This window comes from uncultured Lacinutrix sp., assembly GCF_947500325.1.
In the GTDB taxonomy this organism is placed as follows: Bacteria; Bacteroidota; Bacteroidia; order Flavobacteriales; family Flavobacteriaceae; genus Lacinutrix.
Genome location: NZ_CANMRQ010000019.1, coordinates 18914 through 43825 on the forward strand (window position 1 = coordinate 18914; position 24912 = coordinate 43825).

23 protein-coding genes and 1 tRNA gene are annotated in these 24912 nt (G+C 30.5%); 9 read left to right on the plus strand and 15 right to left on the minus strand.

What is annotated here, in order from left to right; all coding sequences use genetic code 11:
* Positions 1-99 precede the first annotated feature (99 nt).
* On the plus strand, positions 100-948 hold the full coding sequence (locus Q0997_RS16710; protein ID WP_299890852.1) for a DUF2911 domain-containing protein: 849 nt from the start codon (positions 100-102) through the stop codon (positions 946-948).
* A 102-nt stretch (positions 949-1050) separates the two neighbouring features.
* Here the strand turns inward: Q0997_RS16710 and Q0997_RS16715 are convergent, their stop codons facing one another.
* The 11 genes from Q0997_RS16715 to Q0997_RS16765 all read right to left on the minus strand — a co-directional run bounded on the left by Q0997_RS16715 (position 1051) and on the right by Q0997_RS16765 (position 11297).
* Entirely contained in the window at positions 1051-1422 is a 372-nt protein-coding gene (locus tag Q0997_RS16715; protein ID WP_299890854.1) for a VOC family protein, read from the minus strand.
* Positions 1423-1592: 170 nt separating this feature from the next.
* The gene (locus Q0997_RS16720) at positions 1593-3293 is read right to left on the minus strand and encodes a sodium:solute symporter (RefSeq protein ID WP_299890856.1); all 1701 of its coding nucleotides are present in this window, start codon (positions 3291-3293) and stop codon (positions 1593-1595) included.
* Positions 3294-3397: 104 nt separating this feature from the next.
* Complete coding sequence (locus Q0997_RS16725) at positions 3398-5926, minus strand: PIG-L family deacetylase (RefSeq protein ID WP_299890858.1); 2529 nt, start codon at positions 5924-5926, stop codon at positions 3398-3400.
* Positions 5927-6025: 99 nt separating this feature from the next.
* Positions 6026-6544: a mechanosensitive ion channel domain-containing protein gene (locus tag Q0997_RS16730; RefSeq protein ID WP_299890859.1), complete on the minus strand. Its 519-nt coding sequence runs from the start codon at positions 6542-6544 to the stop codon at positions 6026-6028.
* A gap of 34 nt (positions 6545-6578) precedes the next feature.
* Entirely contained in the window at positions 6579-7499 is a 921-nt protein-coding gene (locus Q0997_RS16735; RefSeq protein WP_299890861.1) for a septum formation inhibitor Maf, read from the minus strand.
* 29 nt (positions 7500-7528) lie between these two features.
* Positions 7529-8122: a Maf-like protein gene (locus tag Q0997_RS16740; RefSeq protein ID WP_299890863.1), complete on the minus strand. Its 594-nt coding sequence runs from the start codon at positions 8120-8122 to the stop codon at positions 7529-7531.
* Between the two features lie 3 nt (positions 8123-8125).
* Complete coding sequence (locus Q0997_RS16745; protein ID WP_299890865.1) at positions 8126-9034, minus strand: geranylgeranylglycerol-phosphate geranylgeranyltransferase; 909 nt, start codon at positions 9032-9034, stop codon at positions 8126-8128.
* A gap of 4 nt (positions 9035-9038) precedes the next feature.
* Positions 9039-9362, minus strand: a complete 324-nt coding sequence (locus Q0997_RS16750; protein ID WP_299890867.1) for a hypothetical protein — start codon at positions 9360-9362, stop codon at positions 9039-9041.
* 45 nt (positions 9363-9407) lie between these two features.
* Entirely contained in the window at positions 9408-9938 is a 531-nt protein-coding gene (locus Q0997_RS16755; RefSeq protein WP_299890869.1) for an HAD family hydrolase, read from the minus strand.
* Complete coding sequence (locus tag Q0997_RS16760) at positions 9925-10686, minus strand: Rossmann-like and DUF2520 domain-containing protein (protein ID WP_299890871.1); 762 nt, start codon at positions 10684-10686, stop codon at positions 9925-9927. Before Q0997_RS16760 ends, Q0997_RS16755 begins: the two co-directional genes overlap by 14 nt.
* Positions 10687-10703: 17 nt before the next feature.
* Positions 10704-11297, minus strand: coding sequence for a Crp/Fnr family transcriptional regulator (locus Q0997_RS16765; protein WP_299890873.1), 594 nt, complete (start codon positions 11295-11297; stop codon positions 10704-10706).
* Positions 11298-11373: 76 nt separating this feature from the next.
* Between Q0997_RS16765 and Q0997_RS16770 the strand changes: the two genes are divergently transcribed.
* The 8 genes from Q0997_RS16770 to Q0997_RS16805 all read left to right on the plus strand — a co-directional run bounded on the left by Q0997_RS16770 (position 11374) and on the right by Q0997_RS16805 (position 20075).
* Entirely contained in the window at positions 11374-11655 is a 282-nt protein-coding gene (locus Q0997_RS16770) for a hypothetical protein (RefSeq protein ID WP_299890875.1), read from the plus strand.
* An 8-nt stretch (positions 11656-11663) separates the two neighbouring features.
* Positions 11664-12077: a group III truncated hemoglobin gene (locus Q0997_RS16775; RefSeq protein WP_299890877.1), complete on the plus strand. Its 414-nt coding sequence runs from the start codon at positions 11664-11666 to the stop codon at positions 12075-12077.
* A gap of 87 nt (positions 12078-12164) precedes the next feature.
* Entirely contained in the window at positions 12165-15497 is a 3333-nt protein-coding gene (gene ccsA, locus Q0997_RS16780) for a cytochrome c biogenesis protein (RefSeq protein WP_299890879.1), read from the plus strand.
* Positions 15498-15673: 176 nt separating this feature from the next.
* Positions 15674-17080: an MATE family efflux transporter gene (locus Q0997_RS16785; protein WP_299890881.1), complete on the plus strand. Its 1407-nt coding sequence runs from the start codon at positions 15674-15676 to the stop codon at positions 17078-17080.
* A 48-nt stretch (positions 17081-17128) separates the two neighbouring features.
* Positions 17129-18277 (plus strand): PLP-dependent aspartate aminotransferase family protein, encoded by a 1149-nt coding sequence (locus Q0997_RS16790; RefSeq protein WP_299890883.1) that lies wholly within the window; start codon positions 17129-17131, stop codon positions 18275-18277.
* 2 nt (positions 18278-18279) lie between these two features.
* Complete coding sequence (gene rlmF / locus Q0997_RS16795; RefSeq protein WP_299890885.1) at positions 18280-19179, plus strand: 23S rRNA (adenine(1618)-N(6))-methyltransferase RlmF; 900 nt, start codon at positions 18280-18282, stop codon at positions 19177-19179.
* Between the two features lie 5 nt (positions 19180-19184).
* Entirely contained in the window at positions 19185-19901 is a 717-nt protein-coding gene (gene bshB1, locus Q0997_RS16800; protein ID WP_299890887.1) for a bacillithiol biosynthesis deacetylase BshB1, read from the plus strand.
* A gap of 98 nt (positions 19902-19999) precedes the next feature.
* Positions 20000-20075 (plus strand) — tRNA-His (locus Q0997_RS16805).
* 131 nt (positions 20076-20206) lie between these two features.
* Here the strand turns inward: Q0997_RS16805 and Q0997_RS16810 are convergent.
* The 4 genes from Q0997_RS16810 to Q0997_RS16825 all read right to left on the minus strand — a co-directional run bounded on the left by Q0997_RS16810 (position 20207) and on the right by Q0997_RS16825 (position 24052).
* Entirely contained in the window at positions 20207-21763 is a 1557-nt protein-coding gene (locus tag Q0997_RS16810; protein WP_299890889.1) for a M28 family metallopeptidase, read from the minus strand.
* Between the two features lie 80 nt (positions 21764-21843).
* A complete protein-coding gene (locus tag Q0997_RS16815) occupies positions 21844-22881 on the minus strand; it encodes a M28 family peptidase (protein WP_299890891.1) in 1038 nt (345 codons plus the stop codon).
* A gap of 57 nt (positions 22882-22938) precedes the next feature.
* Positions 22939-23268 (minus strand): FUSC family protein, encoded by a 330-nt coding sequence (locus Q0997_RS16820; RefSeq protein ID WP_299890893.1) that lies wholly within the window; start codon positions 23266-23268, stop codon positions 22939-22941.
* A gap of 7 nt (positions 23269-23275) precedes the next feature.
* On the minus strand, positions 23276-24052 hold the full coding sequence (locus tag Q0997_RS16825; protein WP_299890894.1) for a DUF3108 domain-containing protein: 777 nt from the start codon (positions 24050-24052) through the stop codon (positions 23276-23278).
* Positions 24053-24912: the final 860 nt, after the last annotated feature.

Sequence of the window (24912 nt, forward strand, 5' to 3'; positions counted from 1 at the left end):
ACAAGTGAAATAGGTTTAATTTAAGGTTTTGTTAACAAGATTAGCTTTTGGATATTCGTAAATTTGAGCTTGATTTATAACTAATACATTGAAAAAATTATGAAAAAATTATTAACTATTGTTTTAGTACTTGCGGTGTCATTTACTATAAACGCACAAATAGAAACGCCACAGCCAAGTCCGTTTTCTAAAATAGAACAGAAAGTTGGTTTAACAGACGTTACTTTAGAATATTCTAGACCAGGAATGAGAGGTCGTACTATCTTTGGAGATTTAGTGCCATACGGAAAATTATGGAGAGCTGGAGCTAATAAGAATACTATGATTTCTTTTAGTGATGCAGTAACAATTGGAGGTAAAGAACTAAAAGCTGGAGATTATGCTATTTTTATAACACCAAATGCTACGTCTTGGGAGGTTGTTTTTTATTCTAATACAGATAACTGGGGAACGCCAAGAGAATGGGATGAATCTAAAGTAGCTGCTAAAGTAACTACTGAGGTAATGAAAATGCCTATGAAAGTTGAAACATTTACTATGACTTTTGACGATTTAACAAATGATTCTGCAATGTTAGGTATGATTTGGGAAGATGTTTATACTGCTGTAAAAATTAGTGTTCCTACTGCTAAAAAAGTAGAAGCTAGTATCTCTAAAGTAATGAATGGACCAGCTGCTGGAGATTATTTTTCTGCTGCACGTTATAACTTAGAGTCTAATGGAGATATTAAAGAAGCTGTTAAATGGATAGATAAAGCTGTAGAGATGACTAAAGCTGAACCTCGTTTCTGGTATTTACGTCAACAATCTTTAATCCATGCAAAAGCTGGAAACAAAAAAGGAGCTATTAAAGCTGCTAAAGCGTCTTTAGCTGGTGCTGAAAAAGCAAACAATGCTGATTACGTGAAAATGAACAAAGAGTCTTTAAAAGAATGGGGAGCAATGTAATATTGTTTTCTTAGATATTAAAAAGCGCGATCGAGAGATTGCGCTTTTTTATTTTATAAGGGGCTTTTTCAAATCACGCGAATTGATTTAAATTTCACTTATTTATACGTGTTGGTCTACTAATATGGCATTGCCGTCTGGATCTAGAACAACAAAACTTGCTGGTCCAGAAGTTGATTCATCTGCTTCTGTTTCTAGTTTGATATTATTCGCTTTTAAATGTTTTTGTATGGTTCTTACATCATCAAAATTATCTAATGTTTTGGCATTTTCATCCCAACCAGGATTAAATGTTAGTATATTATTTTCAAACATGCCTTGAAATAAGCCAATAAGTGCATTGCCATTTTTCATGATGAGATAATTGTTTTCTAATTGTCCAGCAAAAACAGAAAAACCTAAGGTTTCGTAAAATGCTTTCGATGCCTTAATATCTTTTACAGCAAGACTTGCTGAAAATGCGCCTAGTTTCATAATATTTAGTATTGGTTGAATTATAAAGATAAAAAAAGCACTCATTTTTTAATGAATGCTTATAATAAATATTATTTGATGGTGTTATTCTTTTTTTTCTAACAATAGACCTTCACTCCATATTAAACTTAATATTATTGATAACCTTATTTTTTTCATTACACTACTAATTACTCAACAACACCAGCTTGCTTATTAGCTGCTTGTAACAAACACGCTATAGCAATTACAATGGCGCAACCAACAAAATTTAACCATAAAAACGGTAGATTAATTAGTTCGTATTTGTCTAATAAAAATAGCGTTATTACAATCACTTGCGTAATTAAAGCTGCAGTAAAAACAGCGTTAGATTTTACAAATTTGAAGAAGAATGCTAATAAGAATATACCTAATACATTACCATAAAATACAGAACCTATAATATTAACTAGTTGTATTAAATTCTCTGCGAGATTCGCGACACAGGCGACTCCAATAGCAACAATTCCCCAAGCTAGAGTAAACCAACGTGATGCTTTTACCATATCTGCTTCGCTTTTTTCGCTAGTATTGCGCTTGTATAAGTCGATTGTTGTTGTACTAGCTAAAGCATTTAACTCACTAGATGTACTTGACATTGCTGCACTTAAAATAACAGCTAGTAATAAACCTATTAGACCTTTTGGTAAGTTGTTAAGAATGAAGTTTATAAATACATAATCTTTATCATTGCTTTCTACTTTTAGATCTTGTGCATCTCCAGCTTTTTCAATAAGCGCTTTGGCTTGCTGTCTTAAAACTTCATTTTCAGTATTTAATTTAGCGATAGAAGCTGCATCATTAGTTGCATTAGAAGAAACATAATCGTTAATTGCTTTTTTCTTAACAGCAAATAAGGCTTCGTTTTTTTTCTGAATAGCCTTATATTCATCTGCATACTCAGAATTTAAAACCACTTCTGTTGCAGTAGGATTAAAATTTATTGGTGCTTGATTAAATTGATAAAATACAAACACCATTACACCTACAAATAGAATAAAGAATTGCATAGGTACTTTTAATAATCCATTAAAAATTAAACCTAATTGCATTTCCTTTACAGATTTGCCAGATAAGTAACGCTGCACTTGACTTTGATCTGTACCAAAATAAGATAGCATTAAAAAGGTACCACCAATTAAACCAGTCCAAATTGTATAGCGGTTATTTAAATCGAAAGAGAAATCTAAAACTTCCATTTTACCACTTGCACCAGCAATATCAACTGCTTTTGAAAAAGTAATATCATCAGGTAATTGATTTAATATTAAAATAAAAGCAATAACCATTCCTGTGAAAATGACAACCATTTGGTGTTTTTGAGTTACGTTTACAGCTTTCGTTCCTCCAGAAACAGTATAAATAATAACTAAAATTCCAATAATTACATTCAACAATAATAGATTCCAGCCTAATACCGCAGATAATATTATAGCAGGGGCAAAAATGGTAATTCCTGCAGCCAATCCACGTTGAATTAAGAATAAAATAGCTGTTAAAGTTCTGGTTTTTAAATCGAAACGACTTTCCAAAAACTCATAAGCTGTGTATACTTTTAAACGGTGATATAAAGGAATAAATACCATACAAATAACCACCATAGCAATAGGTAAACCAAAGTAGAATTGAACAAAGCCCATTCCATCATTAAAGGCTTGTCCTGGAGTAGACAGAAATGTTATTGCACTGGCTTGTGTAGCCATTACAGATAAGCCAATTGTCCACCATTTTGAAGTACTACCTCCTTTTAAATAGTCTTCTACATTTTTACTACCACGTGTTTGTAATGTACCATATACTACTATGGTTAAAAGTGTTCCTATAAGAACAATCCAATCTAATGTTTGCATAGTTAAAAGGCTTTCGTAATGAAGTAAAAGATTATTATATAAAGCGCGTTAGCTACTAAAACAGCTGTATAAAGTGATTTCCACTTGTATTTAGATTGTTCCATTTAGTTTTTTATTTCTTGGTTAGTAGTTATATTTTCTTTTCCTATAGATAGCATATTTGCAAATAGGCGATAAGCTCCAGATACACCAGCTGGAAATTCTCTAAAGAAACTTAAACCAGTATAGATATAATGACCTTTACCATGTTTTGCAACTAATAGACTTCCTTTTTTAGAAGATTCTCCTTTATCGTTCATTGCTAATAGTGGAGTAAATTCTTTAGCCCATTCGTTAGGGAAATATAAACCACGCTCTTGAGTCCAACCTTCAAAGTCTTTAGCTGTTATCTTGTTAGGCACATTCATTAATTCATGGTTTGGTTCTAGAATTTTTACTTCAGCAAATTCATCTGTAACACGATCTCTAGACAACTTTAATTTGTATGGTGCGACATTATCAACTTTTACTCTATGACTTGTATTGTATTGCACAATCATATTACCACCATTCTCAACAAAATCGAATAGTGTTTGCTGTTTAAATTTTAATGCCTCTACTGTATTATATGCACGAATTCCTACAACTACTGCATCAAACTGACTTAATCTTTGAGCAGTAATGTCTTCTGGTTTAATAATAACTACATTATAACCAATTTGCTCTAAGCTTTCAGGAACAACATCTCCAGCACCTACAATATAAGCAATGTTTTCGCCTTTCTTTTTAATATCTAAACGTACAATTTTACTTTCGCTTGGTAATAATACTGTTTGAAACGGAATATGCTCGTAGTTAATTTCTATAAGTTCTTTTGTATAGGTTTTATCTCCAATAATAACTCTGGGTTTTAATAAACCTTCACTTTGGTTCTTTGGAGGAATAACAGTAAAAACTATAGTTTGCTCTTGTCCTTTATTGGCAATATTTATTTTTTGCTTTTTAGGAAAAACACTCCAATCTTTAGGGTACTCCATTTCTATATAGCCTTCTACATTATCTCTACCAGCTTTTACAATTACTGGAATTTCTTTTTGCTGGTCATTTTCGAAAATAATTACTTTTTCAGCAATTTTAGCAGAAGCTTCTGGTATAATTTCAAAAGGTCTGTATAGCTCACCTTTGTCTGGTTTAGAATATCTGTAAACGATATCTTTTGTTATAGTTAAAGGCTTGTTATTTACCTTTAAGTTGAAAATAACTGTTAGTGCTCTTGGTGTTTCAGGCTTACCAATTAAACTTTTATCTTCTACAGTATACATTCCTAAACTTCCCTTTTTATCTAACCAATAAGGTGTTGTTGGTTTTGCATTTGTTGAAAGGCTAACCGTTTCTTTAAAATTAAACTTTTCATTTGCTTTTAAAGATTGAGTTTTTAGTGTTGCAGTTTTATTAGTTGAAATATTATAAGAGACTAACTCTATATTAGCCGTGCTTCTATTTAAAACTTCAAGGTTAACATCTATACTTTGACCTGGGCTTGAAGTTGGTGTGTTTGAAGACGCTTCAAGATATAAACCAGCACAGGCTTGAATAATGTTATCTATTTCTTCAGTTTTAATCGTTTTCCAATGATTATTGTCAATTTTTTTAATTAATTCTCGAGCAGTCATTAAATCATTAATATGAGCTGCTGGATTTTGAAAATTGAAATCTGTTTCTACTTTATTTAGAATATTATATACAAAATTTCCATTTTTCACTCTATTCCAACTGGTATCAATACCATCAAAAATATTTGATTTGTCTTTAGGTAAATCTCCTTTTATAAGTTCTACATATTCTGTTTGAGAACCGCGTTGCGTTAACCTACCAAAGCCTTGGCATAAGTGCTTACTACTAGCTAATGAGGCTACTTCATTGTTAGATAGGCCTTTTGATGGGTAATATACACCAATGTCAAAATTTAAAAGCTTAGATTTATCTGCTTTTTTGAACTTTTCTCTACTACCATAAAACCACCAAGAAGTATTAAAAAACTCACGTTTTGGTTGCCATGTACCATATTTTTTTATTTGCTCTGGATAAGCAGATTTGTCGTTTGCTAAATCAAAAGCCTCCAAGCTTAACATCGCAGAACTAGTATGATGTCCATGAGTGCTTCCTGGATTTCTATGATTAAAACGGTTTATTATAATATCTGGTTTAAATTCTCTTATGGCTAATACAACATCACTTAATACTTCATCTTTATTCCAAATTGCTAATGTTTCGTCTGGATGCTTAGAGTATCCAAAATCGTTAGCTCTTGTAAAGCGTTGTTGTCCGCCATCGGTTCTTCTAGCAGCTAATAATTCTTGTGTTCTTATAACGCCTAATAATTCTCTAATTTCTGGACCAATTAAGTTTTGTCCTCCATCACCACGAGTTAAAGATAGATAAGCAGTTCTGGCTTTAACATGGTTAGACATATAAGAGATTAACCTTGTGTTTTCATCATCTGGATGCGCAGCAACATATAAAACAGAACCTAAAAAATTGAGTTTTTTTATTGCATCGTGAATTTCAGAAGCGTTTAGTTTTTGTGGCTGTTGCGCATTACTTATGTTAGCGATTAGTATAGTAAGTAGGAGTGTAGCAATTATTTTTCGCATTGTTTTGTTTTCAATTTGAATGATTTTCAAATATAAACAATCACTTTTCTAATATTGGATTTTAGGTTTTCTTTAACGTAATGTTTAACTCTGTTTGAATTATAAAACAGCATTTTTTTCTAATAATGTCACTGCTTTTTGAAGTAGTAAATTATTGGGGTAAGTTACAAGGTCTCCATTTTCTTTTCTTAAGTGTAATTGAAAAGATCGTATATCTTCAATAACAGCAGTTATCTCTAGTTCTTTATCATGGATTTGTATTTTATCTCCTATTTTATATGGAAAAGAGAAGAACATTACTATTCCAGAAGTAACATTGCTTAAAATAGACCAATTGGCAAATAAAGTAATACCAAGAATAGCAAAGACAGACGAAAATACAACCACTAAATCTTCAATATTTACACCTAAAACAAAAGCTTCAACAAGTAAGGCTATCATTAAAAATGTTACTGTAACATAGCGACCAATAAGTTTAATTCGTCCTATATTCTTTAACTTAGATTTTCCTATTCTCCTTAAAATTAATCTAACAATAAATTGCACAATAAAGAAAATTCCAAAGACTATTAAAGAATTTATAAGTTCGTTTTGATAGGTTTTTAAAAAAGAATTCATACACTATAATAAGAGTATAAATATAGTACAGAAGTTATTCTAACTGAAGTGTTTTACGTAAAATTTCATCTTTATTACTATTTTTATTCCAATAAGCAGATTTAATAGTTTTTAACTTTGTTGCTTTAGTCGTTTTACCATCTATAGTTTCTTCCCAACTTGTAATGTCATAAGGAAAGTTTGTATTAAAATTAATACTTAACGTTCGTTTTAAATCTGGAAATCTAAGCGTATAATTACCGTCTTTTAATTCTGCAATTGCATTATATGCTTTAAGGGGTTTGTGTTTTAAACGCACAAGTTCTAAAGCAGGAATAATTTCTAGTTCTCCTGTAGGTAGACTTTTAGGAGCTATACGTAATTGTGTCCATAATTCATTTTCTAAAATGGCTTTGTTTAAATTAAAATTTTTATCGGCTTCACCTTCAAAATAAGAGTGAGAATTAACTTCAAATTGGTCTCTATTATTTAGTTGTGTATAGGCATGGCCACACCATTCTTGAACAGAACAACTCGTCTTAATAGCATGTTGGTTATTTGCTATTGGGTAAAACGTACTTTGCATAATAGAATACGGATAAATACCTGTGTTAAATTTTTTAGTAGCATTTAATTTTAAAACATTAATATTAGATGGATTATTGTAATCTGCTTTTACTTGTGCTTTTGTTAAAAATGGTTCAGTAACATATACTAAAACGGCCGTACCATTTCTAGTTTCTCCATAACGTGATTGCTCAAGTTTATACGATGAAATTTCTGCTTCTCCAGCATACCAATACTCATTAAATTGTTTTGTAGGTTTAAAAGCTTCAGTTTTTACTAGTGCTTTTGTTTCGGTTTCTGGTTTTGCTATAGCAAGTGTTTTGTCTTCTGTATGTTTACATGAGCCTAAAATGCATAAGAGACCAATAATTCCCCAAAAGATTAATTCGGCTTTAAATATCTTTTTCATCGTATTAGATTTTATATAAAAATACGATTCTAAATGCCTTCAGCAATGGAGTTTAACGTTTCGTAAACAAGATGAGTTGGTAAGCCCATAACATTAAAATAACTTCCTTCAAGTTTTGTAACAGCGATAAAACCAAACCATTCTTGTATGCCATATGCGCCAGCCTTATCTAAAGGAGAATAATTATTTATATAATACCAAATTTCATCAGTATTTAAATCTTTAAAAGTAACTTTGGTTACTGCGCTTACTGTTTTTTGATAGGTTTTAGTTCGTATACATACCGAAGTAATAACTTCATGGGTTTTACCGCTTAATGACTGAATCATATTAAAAGCATCTTGTTTATCTCTAGGTTTACCTAAACAAGTCTCTTCATGCCAAACTATAGTGTCGCTTGTTACAAGAATGTCTTTTTCTGTTAATTCATTTAAAAAAGGCATTGATTTTAATTGTGCGAGATAATCTGTTATTTCAAAATGACGTAAAGCTGGTGGGTATTCTTCTTTAACTTCTTTTAAGCGTATTTCGAAATCTAAACCTAAATCTTTAAAAAATTGTTGGCGCCTTGGGGAACCAGAAGCAAGAATAATATTAAAGTTTTTAAGTTTTTCGTTTAGCATAATCTATAGAATAAAATAATATAAAGCCATTGATAACATTCCTGTAAACATAACTATTTTAAGCATTAAACTAATATGTTTAAACTCTTGTTTTTTCTCTGCAGTAAATAATTTTATAGCAATATAGATTAGTGGAGCAATAACAAATATTAAGAAATAAAGAATAGCTAACATATGCATGTATACAAATGTGCCTACATAATAAGCAATTATTAAAATGGTAAAACAAGTTAAACCAAAAGCTATTTTTGCCGTTCGTGTTTTTCCAAAGATAATAGGTAAAGTTTGCATTCCTGCTTTATGATCGCCATCAACATCTTGAATATCTTTAACGATTTCGCGAATAAAATTAATTAGAAATGCTAAAATTGAAAAATCTGTTAGTATTTCAAACATACTTGATTGGTCTACTTGATTGGTAGTAGTAATTGCAGGAATTAATTCGAAAATACCAACAATTAAAAGACTTAAAGCTACTGCTCCAGAGACTACAATATTTCCAACAACAGCTATTTGCTTTAGGTAAGAAGCATAAATATAAAGTAAACCAGAAATAGTAATAAAGACAATAAAAAAAGGAGGTCTACCAACCGAGTTAGATAAATAAAACCCTAAACCAACTCCAATTACTGTAAATAAAATATAAAGTTTGTTTGCTATATCTTCGCTTATATGTTTGCCTACAATTACCTTAGTGGGTTTATTAACAGCATCCGTTTCTATATCATAAATATCATTTATTATATAACCACCAGCAGCAATAAATAGGGTCGAGAACACTAAAATAGCAAAGCCTAGTCCGTTTAGTGTAATATCTATTGCAAATGCAGGAAATAAAGCATACTTAATTAGAAGTTGCACTCCGGCAATCATGATTAGGTTTTTCCAACGAATGAGGTTTAGTATATTCAATGATTTAAAATTTTAAGTTTGATAATGCGCCTTCAATTATAGCTTGTAAGACCAAAATAATTGGAATTAAAAGTAAAAAAGAAAAAATTATTACTGTTATGTTTTTCTTTCTATTTTCTGAACGTATTTTATCTTTAATATATTTTCTTTCTATTTTAGATAAACTCTTATTGTTAAATTCTAATTTATATTTAGATAGGCTTTTATTGTTTAACTTATTTTTACTTTCAGAAAAAACTGCTCTAGGTTTCCTATTAAAAACAGATGCTTTATTCCCTGCTCCAGTATAACTAAAACTTGTATTGTGTCTTCTTTTTGGTCTTTTCATTGTAATTGAATTAATTACAAATAAGACTAAAGGAATAGTGCTATGTTACAATGAAGCATCAAAAAAGCCATCCCAATCACCGCGCACTTTTAATACTTGTTCAATAACATCACGAACGCAACCTTTACCGCCATTTTTATGTGAAATATAATGAGATATAGCTTTTACTTCATGCACAGCATCTTGTGGGCAAGTAGCTAAACCAACGCGTTTCATAACTGGAATATCTGGAATATCATCTCCCATATATAATACATTTTCAGGAGTTACCTTTTTAGCTTTTGTATACTCTTTAAATTGTTCAATTTTATTATGGGCTCCCAAAAAAACATCTTCAACACCTAAATTTTTCAATCTATTGCGAACACCTTCATTTGTTCCACCAGAAATAATACACAAGTTATAGCCTTTATTTAAAGCTTGTTTCATGGCATAACCGTCTTTAACATTCATGGTTCTTAACATCTCCCCAGTCGAGGTAATAGTTAATGAACCGTCGGTTAAAACACCATCAACATCAAAAATAAAAGTATTAATGTTGCTTAAGTATTCTTTATAGCTTTTATCGTCTGCCATGAGTTTTTTGTATAGATTTTGTTAGTAAATCGTAAATAGCTTTATGGTGGTCACTTTCTAATTGCTTAATATGCCTGCGAATGGTTTTTTTATCATTACGCTTAGCTGGTCCAGTTTGAGCCATATAAGGAGAAAGTGTTTCTATTTTATTAGCTGTTTCCTTAATTAAAGGTTTTAAAATGTCGAATTCTGCACCATTTGCTTCTGTAATTTCGTGAGCTATTCTGTATAATTGGTTTGTAAAATTATTTACAAATACGGCTGCTAAGTGTAAGCCTTGCCTTTGATCACTATTTACTTTGTGACTTTTACAACCAATAGCTTTAGCTAAAGATTTTAATAACGGTAAATCTTCTTTTTTTAACGCTTCAACACATAATGGTACTTCTGTAAAATCAACTTCTGCATCTTTAGAAAATGTTTGTAATGGATAAAATACACCACGTTTCTGTTTCATATCTACAGCATACAAACTAGTGCTTCCAGAAGTGTGTACTACTAATCGATTTTCAAACGGTAATTGCTTAGATAAATCTTCTATAGCATCATCACTAACCGCTAAAATGTATATATCTGCTTCTACTAAACTGGATAAATCATCAGTAATGTCGACATCATTTTTATAGCTATCAATAGCTTTAATGTTACGATTATACCATTGTTTTACATCAACGTCTTTAGCATTTTGAAATGCTTTATATAAATGAGAGGCAACATTTCCTGCGCCTAAAAGTACTACTGAAATCATAGCGCTAAAGTAGTTAATTACAGATAAATTTTTCTTTCAGAGATCGATAATTTATTGGACTTTTCTAATTTTTTCACACTTCTAATAACAGTTTCTACTCTAAGTCCTGTAAGTTCAGAAAGTTGTTGTCTAGTTAGTGTCACTTCATATAGTGATTTTTTATCTGTATTTGAAGCCGTTTTTAGGTAATTTAATAGTGTTAGAATACGATGCTCTGGTGGATAAATAGAAACCTCTTTTATTATTGTTGCTTTATAAACCATACGTTCACAAAGTAACTTAGTTATATTTAGATGAATCTCTGGATTCTCTTTTAAAAGGTCTAAAAAAATAGTTTTTGGAAGTATGTAAACTTCAGTGTTATCCATTGCAGCTGCAGAAGCAGGATATTTAGAATCGACAAATAATGGCGGTTCTCCAAAAGACTTGCCATCTTCAAAGAAACCCTGTACAAACTCTTTACCGTCTTCAGTTATATTGTACATTTTTACTTTTCCCGTTTTTATTTGAAAGTAAAATTGAGGCGTATCTAATTCATTAAAAATAACTCGGTCTTTACTAAAAGATTTTAAAGTTGCTTTATAACGTAGTAAAATATCTGGAGCTATCATAGTATTATGATTTCAATCATAAAATAACAAAGATATGATATAGAAATTTGTAGTGTTAATTTAAACACCACACATTATGAAATATTATAATTATATGCTATCAGATTTTAAAGTAAACTTTATGATATATATACCACTAAGTATCATTCTTCAAAGTTGTATAGGTTCTATTGCTGCTATGTATATTTTGCAAACCAGTGCTGTAGATGCGTTTCCTTTTTTTCAATTAACACTATGTGTTATAGTCTCTATGGCTTATAATGCATCTGTTTTAGCGCAATTAGGTTATAAATTGGTGTTTAATATGTTAGTTTTGTCTATGTTAATTAATATATTATTGATTATCATTAATCTATAATAGTACAGATGATAAAACAAAAAAAAGATATTGAGAATAGAGACAATGTATATAACCTTGTCTCTACTTTTTATAAAAAAGTGAGGCATGATGACGTTCTAGGACCTTTTTTTAATAATAAAATTAAAGATTGGGATGCGCATTTAGAGCACTTAACAACGTTTTGGGAAACTAGTTTGTTTATGACTAGAAGATTAGAGAAAAAATATAAAGGGAATCCTTTAGACGTTCATGTTACTGTAGATAAAGAAAACAATAATAGTATTACAGAACTACACTTTGGCATTTGGTTAAATTATTGGTTACAAACCATTGATGAATTATTTCATGGCGAAGTTGCAGAAAATGCTAAACGACGCGCTCGAAAAATGGGAACTTTTATGTATTTAAAAATTTTTGAAGCTAGACAAAAAAGCGAATAGAACTTTAACAATTAATTACGCACGATACAGTTTAAAAAAACAAACAAAAAGGCTTATCTTTGCACGAGCTAAAATAGCCTTGATATTATGCAAAATAAACTCGCAAAATTTCTCTTCTCTACACGTTTAACCGCTTTTCTATTTTTTGCTTTCGCGCTAGCCATGGGTATTGGTACTTTTATGGATAGGCACATGGAAACATCTCCAACGCCTTATTCTCGATATTGGATATATAATACTATTTGGTTTGAAGCCATTATGGTATTTTTTGTTATCAATTTTGTTGGTAACATTTTTAGATTCAGATTGTATAAAAAAGCAAAATGGGCAACATTAACATTACACTTAGCTTTTATTTTCATTCTATTCGGTGCCTTTATTACAAGGTATATTGGTTATGAAGGTAAAATGCCAATTTTTGAAGGGGAAACAGAAAATACATTCCTTTCCGAAAAAACATATTTATCTGTTTTAGTTAATGGAGATTATAAAATTGGAGGTGTGCCGCAGCGTCTACGAATTGAAGAAACTGTTGATTTTTCTGAAAGACTAAATAATAAATTAAATATTAATTCTAAATATGGTGATACACCAATTAGCATCACATTAGATAAATTTATTTCTAATGCAGAAGAAGATATTATTCCAGATGATACTGGTGAAGAATATCTTAAAATTGTAGAAGCTGGAGATGGAACACCACATAATCATTATTTAAAAGTAGGAGAAATACAAAACATTCATAATGTATTAATTGCTTTAAATAAACCAACTGAAGGAGCCATAAATATTACTTATGCAGGAGATTCTTTAAATATTAAATCACCTTTTGAAGGTGAATTTTTAACAATGGCAACGATGGCACAAGGTAAGTTAGCGAAAGATAGCTTACAACCATTAATGTTAAGATCTCGTTATGTTATTGGTAAAATGCAAATGGTTTTTCCTAAACCAGTTATAAAAGGGCATTTTGATGTAGTAAAAAAATCTAAACTACTTAAAAGTGATGAAGATGGTATTGTAGTTAATGTTACTGCAAATGGAGAAACAAAAAAAGTAAATTTATTAGGCGGAATTGGTACAAATAATAAATGGAAGCAAGTTAATGTTGGCGGTTTAGTTTTCGATTTAAAATTTGGTTCTAAAGTATTAGATCTACCTTTTAGTGTTAAGCTAAATGACTTTGTCGCAGATAAAAGACCAGGAACAACAAATGTATATTCTGCTTTTTCTAGTGCCATTACGGTAAAAGATGAAGAGAAAGGTGATTTTGATTATAAAATATACATGAACCATGTATTAGATCATAGAGGCTATCGTTTCTTTCAATCTGGTTTCGATAATAATGAAAAACGGACCATTCTTTCTGTAAATCATGATCGATGGGGAACTTGGTTTACTTATTTAGGGTATTTTCTTTTATATTTTGGATTAATGGCCATTTTATTTGATAAGAATACACGTTTTGCCGATTTGAAAAAAGCTTTAGAGAAAGTGAAAAATAAAAAAAGCAAGCTAACAATGCTTTTGGTTTTATGTTTTTCTATATCGGCTTTTGCTCAAGTTGAAGAGCATAATGAGCACGATGGTCATGATCATAGTGAGCATACCAAAACGCAAGAACAGCAAGTAAATATAAAAGAAGAGCAAGTATTTTCTTTTGCTGAAAATAAAATTCAAGTAGATTCTATTTTAAAAGCAAATGTTGTTCCTAAACATGAAGCTGAGAATTTTGGAAACTTAGTAATTCAAGATATTGGAGGAAGAATGATGCCTTTAAATACTTATGCTTCAGAGTTTCTAAGAAAGTTAAGTAAAAGTGATACATATGAAACCTTTACTGCAGATCAAGTATTTTTATCCATTCAAGAAAGTCCGTTATTATGGTATAATGTCCCTATTATTTATTTAAAACCTAAAAAGGGAGATTCTATACGTAAGATTATTGGCTTAGAAAAAACTGAAAAATATGCTACGCTAGCTCATTTTTTTACTAATAGAGGTGATTATAAGTTAGAACCATATTTAGAGGAAGCATACAAAGCACAAATACCTAGTGGTTTTCAAAAAGAATTTAAAGAAACGGACTCTCGTGTAAACTTACTATATAATACAATTCAAGGAAAATCTTTAAGAATTTTCCCTGTACCTAATGATGAAAATAATAAATGGATTTCTGATGATGAATTTAGAAAAGATGGATATAATGATAAGATAGAAGATTCTATCTATGCAGGATTTATTAATGGTAGTTTTGATGTTTATTTATATAGGCTAAATGCAGCAAAACAAAACGGAGATTATACCGAAGCTAATAAACTTTTAGCAGCATTTAAGAAAAACCAAAAAGCTATAGGAAGCGAAGTCATGCTTAGTGATGACAAAATTAAAGCAGAAATTCGTTATAATAAATACGATATTTTTAAGAAGTTATATAGTTGGTATATGTATGCTGGCACATTGCTATTTATTGTTTTAATAGTTCAAATATTTAAGGATAAAAGCAAACTAATTAATACAATAGTAACAGTATTTAAAGGTGTTATAATTGGTTTATTTGTATTGCACACACTAGGTTTAATTGCACGATGGTATATTTCAGGACATGCACCTTGGAGTGATGCTTATGAATCTATGATTTATGTAGCTTGGGCAACAATGTTGTTTGGATTATTAATGGGAGCAGCAAAAAAATCGCCTATAAAAAATAAAGTATTGCGTGCGATTTTAAGCATGTTTACATACACGTTTTATCGAAAAACATCAGATTTAACTATAGCAGCTGCGGCTTTTGTAACATCTATGATATTAATGATTGCGCATTGGAATTGGATGGATCCAGCTATTGCTAATTTGCAACCTGTTTTAGATAGCTATTGGTTAATGATTCACGTAGCAGTAATTGTAGCCAGTTATGGCCCATTTACTTTAGGAATGATATTAGGGGTTGTTGTATTATTATTAATGATCTTAACCAATGAAAAGAACAAAGAAAAAATGCTCTTAAATATTAAGGAGTTAACTATAATTAATGAAATGGCATTAACTGTTGGTTTAGTCATGTTAACTATTGGTAACTTTCTTGGCGGTATGTGGGCAAATGAAAGCTGGGGACGCTACTGGGGTTGGGATCCAAAAGAAACTTGGGCATTAATTAGTATTATGGTTTATGCTTTTGTTATACACATGCGATTAGTACCAGGATTACGTGGTAGATGGTTTTTTAATTTAATGTCTATTGTAGCCTTTGCAAGTATTATGATGACTTACTTTGGAGTTAACTTTTATCTTGCTGGCTTACATTCTTATGCAAGTGGAGACCAAATTGTAAGTTTAAAATTTATAGGAATAGCAGTTGTAATTGTTGCTGTATTAGGCTTTTTTGCTTACCTGAAATATGCTAAATTTTATAAAAAATAGTAAATAGGTTTATTTATTCTTTACATTATTTAATTGTTAGTTTCAAAATATTTAGCCATATTTGTTACTTATGATTGTTTAATATATGTTTTTCGTCCTGTCGAAACTTGTTCGACTATAGAGTGTTAGTCATTTTATTATGATTAACAATGTCTTATCTATTAAACATAATTAAAATGCAATCAAATACAATTTCCATAAAACAATTTTTTCAATATTTTAAAATAGCCTTATCAGGTAAAGAACAAGAATTTACTTCTGGTAGCATAAGACGAGCCGTTTTTATGCTTTCCATTCCTATGATTTTAGAGATGCTAATGGAGTCTATTTTTGCAATAGTAGATATTCTTTATGTATCACAAGTAAGTGTTAATGCAGTAGCAACAATAGGTTTAACTGAGTCTGTAATTACTTTAGTGTATGCTGTTGCTATTGGTTTAAGTATGGCTGCAACTGCTGTTGTAGCAAGACGAGTTGGTGAAAAAGACTTAAAAGGCGCATCGCAAGCCACTGTTCAAGTTTTGTTTCTAGGTGTTTTAATAGCTGTAATAATTAGTGTTATTGGTATACTATATCCTAAAGAAATTTTAAAAATAATGGGAGCAGAACCAGATCTTATAGCTGAAGGTTATGGCTATACTAAAATATTACTGGGAGGAAACATTACAATTATGTTACTCTTTTTAATTAATGCAGTATTTAGAGGTGCAGGAAATGCATCTATAGCGATGTGGACGCTTATATTATCTAATGGTCTTAATATTATATTAGATCCAATGTTTATTTTTGGTTTTGGACCAATTCCAGCTTATGGTGTTGAAGGTGCAGCAATAGCAACTACTATTGGTCGTGGTACTGCTGTTGTCTTTCAGTTATTCGTTTTATTTTACGGCTACAGTAAAATAAAGATAAAAGTTAAAGATTTAGTATTAAGAATTGGTGTAATGTTAAACCTTGTTAAGGTATCCCTAGGAGGAATAGGACAGTTTTTAATAGGTACATCTAGTTGGGTTTTTTTAATGCGAATTATGAGTGAATTTGGAAGCGAAGTTTTAGCAGGTTATACTATCGCTATTCGCGTAATGATGTTTACTATAATGCCAGCTTGGGGTATGAGTAATGCCGCAGCAACATTAGTGGGACAAAACTTAGGTGCTAAAAAACCAGATAGAGCAGAAGCTTCTGTATGGAAAACCGGAAAGTATAATGCTTGGTTTATGGGATTGGTATCTGTAATTTATTTAGTATTTGCACCTCAAATTGTAGGGCTGTTTAATAGTACTCCAAGTGTTGTTAAATACGGTAGTTTATGTTTACGTATTATAGCTGCAGGTTATATTTTCTATGGTTATGGTATGACCGTAATACAATCATTTAATGGAGCGGGAGATACAAAAACACCAACATATATTAATTTTATTTGTTTTTGGATGTTCCAATTGCCATTTGCATATCTAGCTGCTATTACATTTGATTTTGGACCAGTTGGCGTTTTTTGGGCCATTACATTAGCAGAAGTATTAATAGCTATTATTGGTATTATTTGGTTTAAAAAAGGGAAATGGAAAACAGTTAATGTTTAAATTTTAAATTACTTATTTTTCAAACTCTATATTTTCTATCTTTACAGTATGAGCAAAAAAAAGTTAGGTTTAAATACCATTTGTGCCCATGTAGGCGAGATAAAAGACGAACAGTTTAAAGGTGCAGTATCTCCAATATATTTGGCTTCTTCGTATGAGTTTTTAGATGTTGATGTTAAGCGTTATCCACGTTATTTTAATACACCAAATCAAGAGTATTTAGCAAAAAAAGTAGCTGCTTTAGAACACACTGAAACTGCTATGATTTTTGGCTCTGGTATGGCTGCTATTAGTCATATGTTTTTAGCTTTTTTAAAGGCTGGCGATCACATTGTAGTTCAAAATACATTATATGGAGGTACTAGTAATTTTATACAAGAGGAATTCCCGAAATTGAATATAGATTTTACGTTTACAGATGGCTATGATGTTAAAGATTTTGAGAATGCTATTAAACCAAATACTAAGCTTATACATATAGAAACACCATCAAACCCTTTGCTTACTATTACAAATATTGAAGCAGTAGCCAAATTAGCAAGATCTAAAAATATTGTTACAAGTATAGATAATACTTTTGCTAGTCCAATAAACCAAAATCCAGCAGATTTTGGTATCGACCTTATTATGCACTCGGCAACTAAGTATTTTGGAGGACATAGTGATATTTGTGCAGGTGCAGTAGCAGGTTCTAAAGAACATATGGAAAAGATTTGGAATGTTTCTAAAAACCTTGGAGGTAGTTTAAGCGATCTAACCGTTTGGATGTTAGAACGTAGTATGAAAACTATGGGGTTACGTGTAAAAAAACAAACAAAAAATGCACGTAAAATGGCGAAATGGTTAGAAGCTCAAAAATTTATAAAAAAAGTATACTATCCAGGATTAAAATCACATCCGCAATACGAATTAGCAAAAAAACAAATGAAAGGGTTTGGAGCCATGCTATCTTTTGAATTAGTTGATGGTTTAGATTCTGTGAAATTTCAAAAAGCTTTAAAATTAATCAAAGCCTCTATGAGTTTAGCAGGTTTAGAAAGTACAGTTTTAAACCCTGCAAAAACCTCACATGCTTTGTTAAGTCAGGAAAAAAGAGATATTATAGGTATTAGTGATGGATTGATTAGATTTTCAGTTGGAATAGAAGCACCTAGTGATTTAAAAGCAGATATTGAGCAAGCAGTAAATCAATTATAACATTGCATAAAAATAATAAACATAAAAAAGGTTATGATTTTGAAAAGCTAATTGAAGTGACTTCAAAATTAGAGCCTTTTGTTTCAACAAATCAATATGGAAATAAAACTATTGATTTTGCGAATCCAAAAGCTGTAAAATTACTTAATACAGCGCTTTTAAAGTTATATTATAATATTAGTTTTTGGGAATTTCCAGACGATAATTTATGTCCACCTATTCCAGGAAGAGTAGATTATATTCATCATATAAACGATTTGTTAAAGACTTCAAATATTAATAATAACATAAACGTTTTAGATATTGGTACAGGCGCAAATTGTATTTATCCTTTATTGGGTTATGCCGAGTATAATTGGAATTTTTTAGCTACAGATTGTAATAAAAAAAGCATAGCTTTTGCTAAAGCGATAATAAATCAAAATAAGCTTGAGAGTAGTATAAAACTAAATTTTCAGCAAGATAAATCACATATTTTTGAAGGTGTTTTAAATGGGACTAATAGATTTGCGGTTACTATGTGTAATCCACCATTTTATAAAAATGAAGCAGAAGCATTAGCAGTCACTACAAGCAAACTGAAAGGTTTGGGTAAATTAAAAGACTCACCAATAAGAAATTTTGGAGGAGAAGCTCATGAACTCTGGTATAATGGAGGAGAAAAAGCTTTTTTGCATACTTATTTGTATGAAAGCTCTTTACATAAAGACTCTTGTTTTTGGTATACAACTTTAGTTTCTAATAAAGATAATGTTAAGTCTATGTATAAGTCCTTAACTAAATTAGGAGCAACAACAGTTAATACCATAGCAATGGATCAAGGGAATAAAAAGAGTAGAGTAGTAGCTTGGACTTTTTTGAATAAAAAAGAACAAACTAAATGGACAAAACAAAATAACTAAAATAGATGAAGTTAGATATATTAGCCTTTGGAGCGCATCCAGATGATGTAGAATTAGGAGCTGGAGCTACTGTAGCAAAAGCTGTAGCTCAAGGAAAAAAAGTTGGAATAGTAGATTTAACCAGAGGAGAATTAGGAACTCGTGGTACCGCAGAAACAAGAGATCAAGAAGCTGCAGATGCTGCAAAGATATTGGGTGTTGCAGTAAGAGAAAATTTAGCTTTTGCTGATGGTTTTTTTATTAACGATAAAACACATCAAATAGAAATTATAAAAATGATACGTAAGTATCAACCTGAAATAGTGATTTGTAATGCGGTAGATGATAGGCATATAGATCATGGAAAGGGTAGTAAATTGGTTAGTGATGCTTGCTTTTTAAGCGGGTTACTTAAAATTGAAACAGAACTTAATGGAGAACCACAAGCTAAATGGAGACCAAAAACAGTGTATCATTATGTACAGTGGAAAAATTTAGAGCCCAATTTAGTTGTTGATGTTTCTGGTTACATGGATGTTAAAATGGCTTCTGTTAAGGCATATAAGACACAATTTTATGACCCTAATAGTAAAGATCCAGTAACTCCAATTACAAGTAAAACATTTATTGATAGTATAGATTACAGAGCAAGAGACTTAGGACGATTAGTGGGAGTAGATCACGCTGAGGCATTTACGGTAGAACGGTATGTTGCTGTAGACAGTTTGTTTGATTTGAAATAAAAATATCAATAAAAAATATTTAAAATATTACTAAAAGTCTTTGTAGTAAAAAGGAATTAATTTACATTTGCACACGCATTACAAAAATGCGCACAAATGGTGGTTGTAGCTCAGCTGGTTAGAGCGTCGGTTTGTGGTACCGAAAGTCGCCGGTTCGAACCCGGTCTTCCACCCAAAAGTAAAAAGCTTCTCAGAAATGAGAAGCTTTTTTTGTTGTACTAGTTTTACGGTTCTTTATTTCTACAAAATAAAAAGGTCCAAGATTGACTTAGACCTTTCTTATTTTATAAATATACTTAATGTCTTTACTCTACAGCTTTATCCACTACAATTCTTGCATCTCTATTAGCTAATTCCCAAGCAGTATAAAACACTAAACGTGTGCGATTTTCTAATAAATCGTATTGGATTTTATCTGGAGTATCTCCTGGTCTGTGGTAATCATCATGCGTACCATTAAAATAAAAGATTACTGGAATATTATTTTTTGCAAAATTATAATGATCACTACGGTAGTAAAAACGATTTGGATCATTATCATCATTAAATGTGTAATCTAAATCAATATTCATGTACTTTTTATTTACAGCTTCAGAAATGTTATGTAATTCTGTACTTAATTTATCGCTACCAATTAAATAAACGTAGTTTCTAGTTTCTTTTTTACGTTTTGGATCTATTCGACCAATCATGTCTATATTTAAATCTGCTACAGTATTTGCTAATGGAAATATAGGATCAATATCTGTATAATATCTAGAGCCTAAAAGTCCTTTTTCTTCACCAGTAACATTAAGAAATACAATTGAACGTTTAGGGCCGTTTCCGTCTTTTTTAGCTTTTGCAAAAGCTTCGGCAATTTCTAAAACGGCAACAGTTCCAGAGCCATCATCATCTGCACCATTATAGACTTCTCCATTTTTAATACCTTCATGGTCTAAGTGCGCAGAAATAATAATATATTCATCAGGTTTTTCGCTTCCTTTTATAACTGCAGCTACGTTTTCAGAACTTATAGCTTCAGAATTATTCTTAAAATCTAAGCTCATATTAGTTGCTACAGGCATTGTTTTTTCATTAGTTTCAATATCAGAAACCAAGCTTTTTGCTAAATCGGTATTTACCATAAAATAGTACATAACATCACTATTACCTGCTAAAGACATTCGTCCACTAGAAGTACCAAAACGCATGGCAGCCATTTGGTATACTTCAGGATAATAAAATAATACAGCGGCAGCACCACGTTTTTGAGCGGCATCTCTTTTAGAGGCATATGCTTGCCTAAAGTCTGACCATTTAGAACTTTGGGTTGTTCCAGTTATAGCATAAGTACCATCATCATTTTTTGGTTCGCCAGATTTAATTAATACAATCTTATCAGTTAAATCTTCCATATTAGTATAGCTTGAATATTTTTCATCATCTATACCAAAGCCAGCATATATAATTTCTTTAGTGTTTAAAACTTGTGTTTTACCAGCTCCAACAGAAATAATGTCATCGACTTGCTTGTATTTAACACCATTTACATCAACTAAAATACCAGGAGCAGACATTAATTCTAATGGTACTTCTTGAAAATAATTACCATCACTTTTAGCAGCAGCAACACCATACTTCATGTAATGTTCTTTTATGAAATTTACAGCCATTTTTTGACCAGGTTTCCCAGTTTCACGACCTTCAAATTCATCTGATGCATATTTGTAAAGTGCTGTTTTTAAATCGGCAGAAGTTATAGAACTTGCATAAGTAGATGCATTTGCAACTACTTTATTTTTTTTTGTAGTAGAATTATTAGATGTGCCACAGGCTGCGAGCAATAAAGCTGCACCTAAAATGATTGTTATTTTTTTCATAAAAACTAAAAAGTTGTTAGTAATTGTAAAAGTACAAGAAAATAAAAGGATTACTGTATGTTTAAAACAGTTTTAACATGTTATATGTCCTCATTATGCTTAAGCATTTTGTCTTTGTTTGCCAATTGCCATGCTGTGGCAAATATAAGTTTTGTACGTTTTTCTAAAAGGGAGTAGTTTATTTTATCTGGAGTATCTGTAGGTTTATGATAATCTGGGTGTTCTCCATTAAAATAAAAAATAACAGGTATATTTTGTTTTGCAAAATTGTAGTGATCACTACGGTAGTAATAATTATTACTGTCGTCTTCAGCATTATATTTATAATCTAATTCTAAATTTGTAAAACTGTTATTGGCTTTTTCTGAAACAAAATTAAGTTCTTTGCTAATACGATCTGCACCTATAATGTAAATGTAGTTTGGATTGTCTTTATGTCTATCATCCACACGACCTATCATATCTATATTTAAATTTGCGATAGTCTTATTTAAATCAAAAATAGGATTTTGAGTATAATATAACGAACCTTGTAAGCCAATTTCTTCGGCAGTTAAATGCATAAAAAGCACGCTTCTTTTAGGTCTATGACCTTCTCTTTCTGCAATTTTAAATGCTTGTGCGATTTCTAGAATGGCCATAGATCCAGAACCATTATCATCTGCACCAAAATAGATATCTTCATTTTCAACGCCTATATGATCTAAGTGGCCAGAAATAATTAACACTTCTTCAGGTTTTTCTGAGCCTTTAATATAAGCCAAAACATTTTGTGAGTCGCCAGTGCCTTCTGGTAAAAAACTTGCAGGGATAGTTTGAAAATATGTAGAGTCATTAATAGCTGGCGCTATATTTTCTTTTACATAAAAGTGTTTAAGAAAATTTACAGCTTTTATTTGACCAGGCTTTCCTACAGCTCTACCTTCATAGTCTTTAGAGGCAAAGATATATAGGTTAGATTTTAATTCTTCGGCTGTTATGGTGTTTGCATATTTTGTAACAAGAGTACTGTCTGTAATTTGTACTCCATTATCTAAATTTTCAATTTTTTTCGAATATTTTGTTTCAGCACAAGAACCAACAAGTGCTAATACACTAAGTATAATAAAGGATTTCATTCATAAGATTTTGAATGTCAAAGATATATAATTTAGCCTAAAAATGGAATACGTTTCTTATTCAGAAATTTCTATATCTTCTAATTCGTCTATTGAATCTTCTAGAGAATCTTCCTCAAGTTGCTCTAATTGTTCTGTATCTCCAACTTCGGTTGTTGTATATATAGATTTATAGGTTGCTAGAGCTAAAGCGATAATGGTTAATAAAAAAATAAGTTGTATGGTATGTTTTTTTTCTCCTTCAGCTTTAGATTTTAAAAGCGCAATTATTCCTAAAAGAAGCGCAATAATCGCAGGGATAAAAGCAAAATTATAAAACGGTAATACAGCCAAAAGTACTGCTAATATTGAAAAAATAAATCCTAAAACTATAGCTGTTTTTCTCATAAATAGTTTAATTTTTTAAACCTGTTGCACTTTTAATTTTTAACTCACCACTACCAATCGCTACTTTAAACTTAGCATATACTGGTATTTTATTTTCATCAGCAGTTAACCAAAGATAGTTACCACTACCTTTTAATACATTATTTCCTACTAAGCTTATTCTTAATTTATAGCATTCTTTTTTACCTATAGCAGTATTAATTGTCTCTTTGCCAACTAAAGTGAAGGTAAATGCTTTTTCTTCATTATCAAATAATACTTTAAAAGAATCACTAGAACCAATAGGTGCTTTCTTTATATCTAAACTACGTAGGTGATAAATAGTAGATACTATATCTTTTGTAGAGTTGCCAATTTTGTAGTTTTTATTAACTTCCCATATAGTTCCATCTCCACGGCGCTTTTTTCTTTGGCTTTTTACACTATTATTTTTTGGATTGAAATTATATTTCATGAACTTATAATGGCCACCTTCATTTATTTCCCTTTTATATAAATATGGTGTGATAGTTCTAGGGTTTACATAACTTTCATATAAATCACGAATTTTAAAAAAACTATCCCATTTAGAATAAGAAGTTGCTTTACATTTAAGACGTAATAATGTAGATGTTTTAGTTTTAACATTACTAGTTTCCATTGTTACCTGAGCAAAATCTGTCATTAAACCAGACATTTTGTAGCCAGCTGTAAATGTTAGTTTTTCTCCTGCTTGAAAAGCATTGTTTTGCGCATTTATTGTTAACGAAAAACAGCTTATTAATACGATAAATAAATATTTCATTATTGTAATTTAAAGTTCAAATATAGAAAATGTAAAACATTAATTATGCCGAAGTATTGTACAAGAACATTAAATATTAAAAAAAACAGTAGAATTAATGAAAGTTACAAAAATGAGGTTGACAGCACCAATGAGTAATTATGTTGGGTTTAAATTGAATTAATACCTCATACATGGATAAATATAAAATTATTAAAGTAGTAATAATAAGAAGAAAAACACCCTACTATTATTCAGGTGTTTTAGGTACTAGTATCTTACTTATTGTATAATTCAAAGAAACAACATAGAAATAAATAAACTGTAACGAATTTCATTACTCTTTATAAGGAGAGTAAATGCAAAAATAGTAGATATAAAAGCATTTGAATATAGATGTAGTTGCAGAAACGGCGAATATATAAATGTTGTAATTAAACCTAAAATAAGGGATGAAGCTAGAGAAAAATTAATAATCATGTATCTCAACATTATTAGATGTGATGAAATAGAAAAGTAGCTAATTCTTAATCCACTTAATTCCTAATTTGAGTAAAAAACGAATGCTTATAAAAGCAATTATTAACGCAATAATTGGATAAGTTATGTAATTATCAAAAAGAAAGTCAAGATTATCTATCCTAATAAAAGCAGTATTGATTGCTTTAGGTGCTTGATAAATAACAGCTATTAAAATAATTAATGCTATGATAATGAATATAATGCCAAATGCTTTTTTAAGCATAACACAAATATAAACAAACTAAAAAAGAGTAGTTATGAGTTATAATCTTCATTGTTTTCACTCTCTCATTTTGCCATTTAATATGTGAGTAAAAAAATAAACCAGCTACAACGAGAAAAATTAAAACACAATTATT

What these genes read in the sequence shown, in the direction of transcription:
- Q0997_RS16710 (WP_299890852.1), top strand. Translation starts at nt 100, where the DNA reads ATGAAAAAATTATTAACTATTGTTTTAGTACTTGCGGTGTCATTTACT.
- Q0997_RS16715 (WP_299890854.1), bottom strand. Translation starts at nt 1,422, where the DNA reads ATGAAACTAGGCGCATTTTCAGCAAGTCTTGCTGTAAAAGATATTAAG.
- Q0997_RS16720 (WP_299890856.1), bottom strand. Translation starts at nt 3,293, where the DNA reads ATGCAAACATTAGATTGGATTGTTCTTATAGGAACACTTTTAACCATA.
- Q0997_RS16725 (WP_299890858.1), bottom strand. Translation starts at nt 5,926, where the DNA reads ATGCGAAAAATAATTGCTACACTCCTACTTACTATACTAATCGCTAAC.
- Q0997_RS16730 (WP_299890859.1), bottom strand. Translation starts at nt 6,544, where the DNA reads ATGAATTCTTTTTTAAAAACCTATCAAAACGAACTTATAAATTCTTTA.
- Q0997_RS16735 (WP_299890861.1), bottom strand. Translation starts at nt 7,499, where the DNA reads ATGAAAAAGATATTTAAAGCCGAATTAATCTTTTGGGGAATTATTGGT.
- Q0997_RS16740 (WP_299890863.1), bottom strand. Translation starts at nt 8,122, where the DNA reads ATGCTAAACGAAAAACTTAAAAACTTTAATATTATTCTTGCTTCTGGT.
- Q0997_RS16750 (WP_299890867.1), bottom strand. Translation starts at nt 9,362, where the DNA reads ATGAAAAGACCAAAAAGAAGACACAATACAAGTTTTAGTTATACTGGA.
- Q0997_RS16755 (WP_299890869.1), bottom strand. Translation starts at nt 9,938, where the DNA reads ATGGCAGACGATAAAAGCTATAAAGAATACTTAAGCAACATTAATACT.
- Q0997_RS16760 (WP_299890871.1), bottom strand. Translation starts at nt 10,686, where the DNA reads ATGATTTCAGTAGTACTTTTAGGCGCAGGAAATGTTGCCTCTCATTTA.
- Q0997_RS16765 (WP_299890873.1), bottom strand. Translation starts at nt 11,297, where the DNA reads ATGATAGCTCCAGATATTTTACTACGTTATAAAGCAACTTTAAAATCT.
- Q0997_RS16770 (WP_299890875.1), top strand. Translation starts at nt 11,374, where the DNA reads ATGAAATATTATAATTATATGCTATCAGATTTTAAAGTAAACTTTATG.
- Q0997_RS16775 (WP_299890877.1), top strand. Translation starts at nt 11,664, where the DNA reads ATGATAAAACAAAAAAAAGATATTGAGAATAGAGACAATGTATATAAC.
- ccsA (WP_299890879.1), top strand. Translation starts at nt 12,165, where the DNA reads ATGCAAAATAAACTCGCAAAATTTCTCTTCTCTACACGTTTAACCGCT.
- Q0997_RS16785 (WP_299890881.1), top strand. Translation starts at nt 15,674, where the DNA reads ATGCAATCAAATACAATTTCCATAAAACAATTTTTTCAATATTTTAAA.
- Q0997_RS16790 (WP_299890883.1), top strand. Translation starts at nt 17,129, where the DNA reads ATGAGCAAAAAAAAGTTAGGTTTAAATACCATTTGTGCCCATGTAGGC.
- bshB1 (WP_299890887.1), top strand. Translation starts at nt 19,185, where the DNA reads ATGAAGTTAGATATATTAGCCTTTGGAGCGCATCCAGATGATGTAGAA.
- Q0997_RS16810 (WP_299890889.1), bottom strand. Translation starts at nt 21,763, where the DNA reads ATGAAAAAAATAACAATCATTTTAGGTGCAGCTTTATTGCTCGCAGCC.
- Q0997_RS16815 (WP_299890891.1), bottom strand. Translation starts at nt 22,881, where the DNA reads ATGAAATCCTTTATTATACTTAGTGTATTAGCACTTGTTGGTTCTTGT.
- Q0997_RS16820 (WP_299890893.1), bottom strand. Translation starts at nt 23,268, where the DNA reads ATGAGAAAAACAGCTATAGTTTTAGGATTTATTTTTTCAATATTAGCA.
- Q0997_RS16825 (WP_299890894.1), bottom strand. Translation starts at nt 24,052, where the DNA reads ATGAAATATTTATTTATCGTATTAATAAGCTGTTTTTCGTTAACAATA.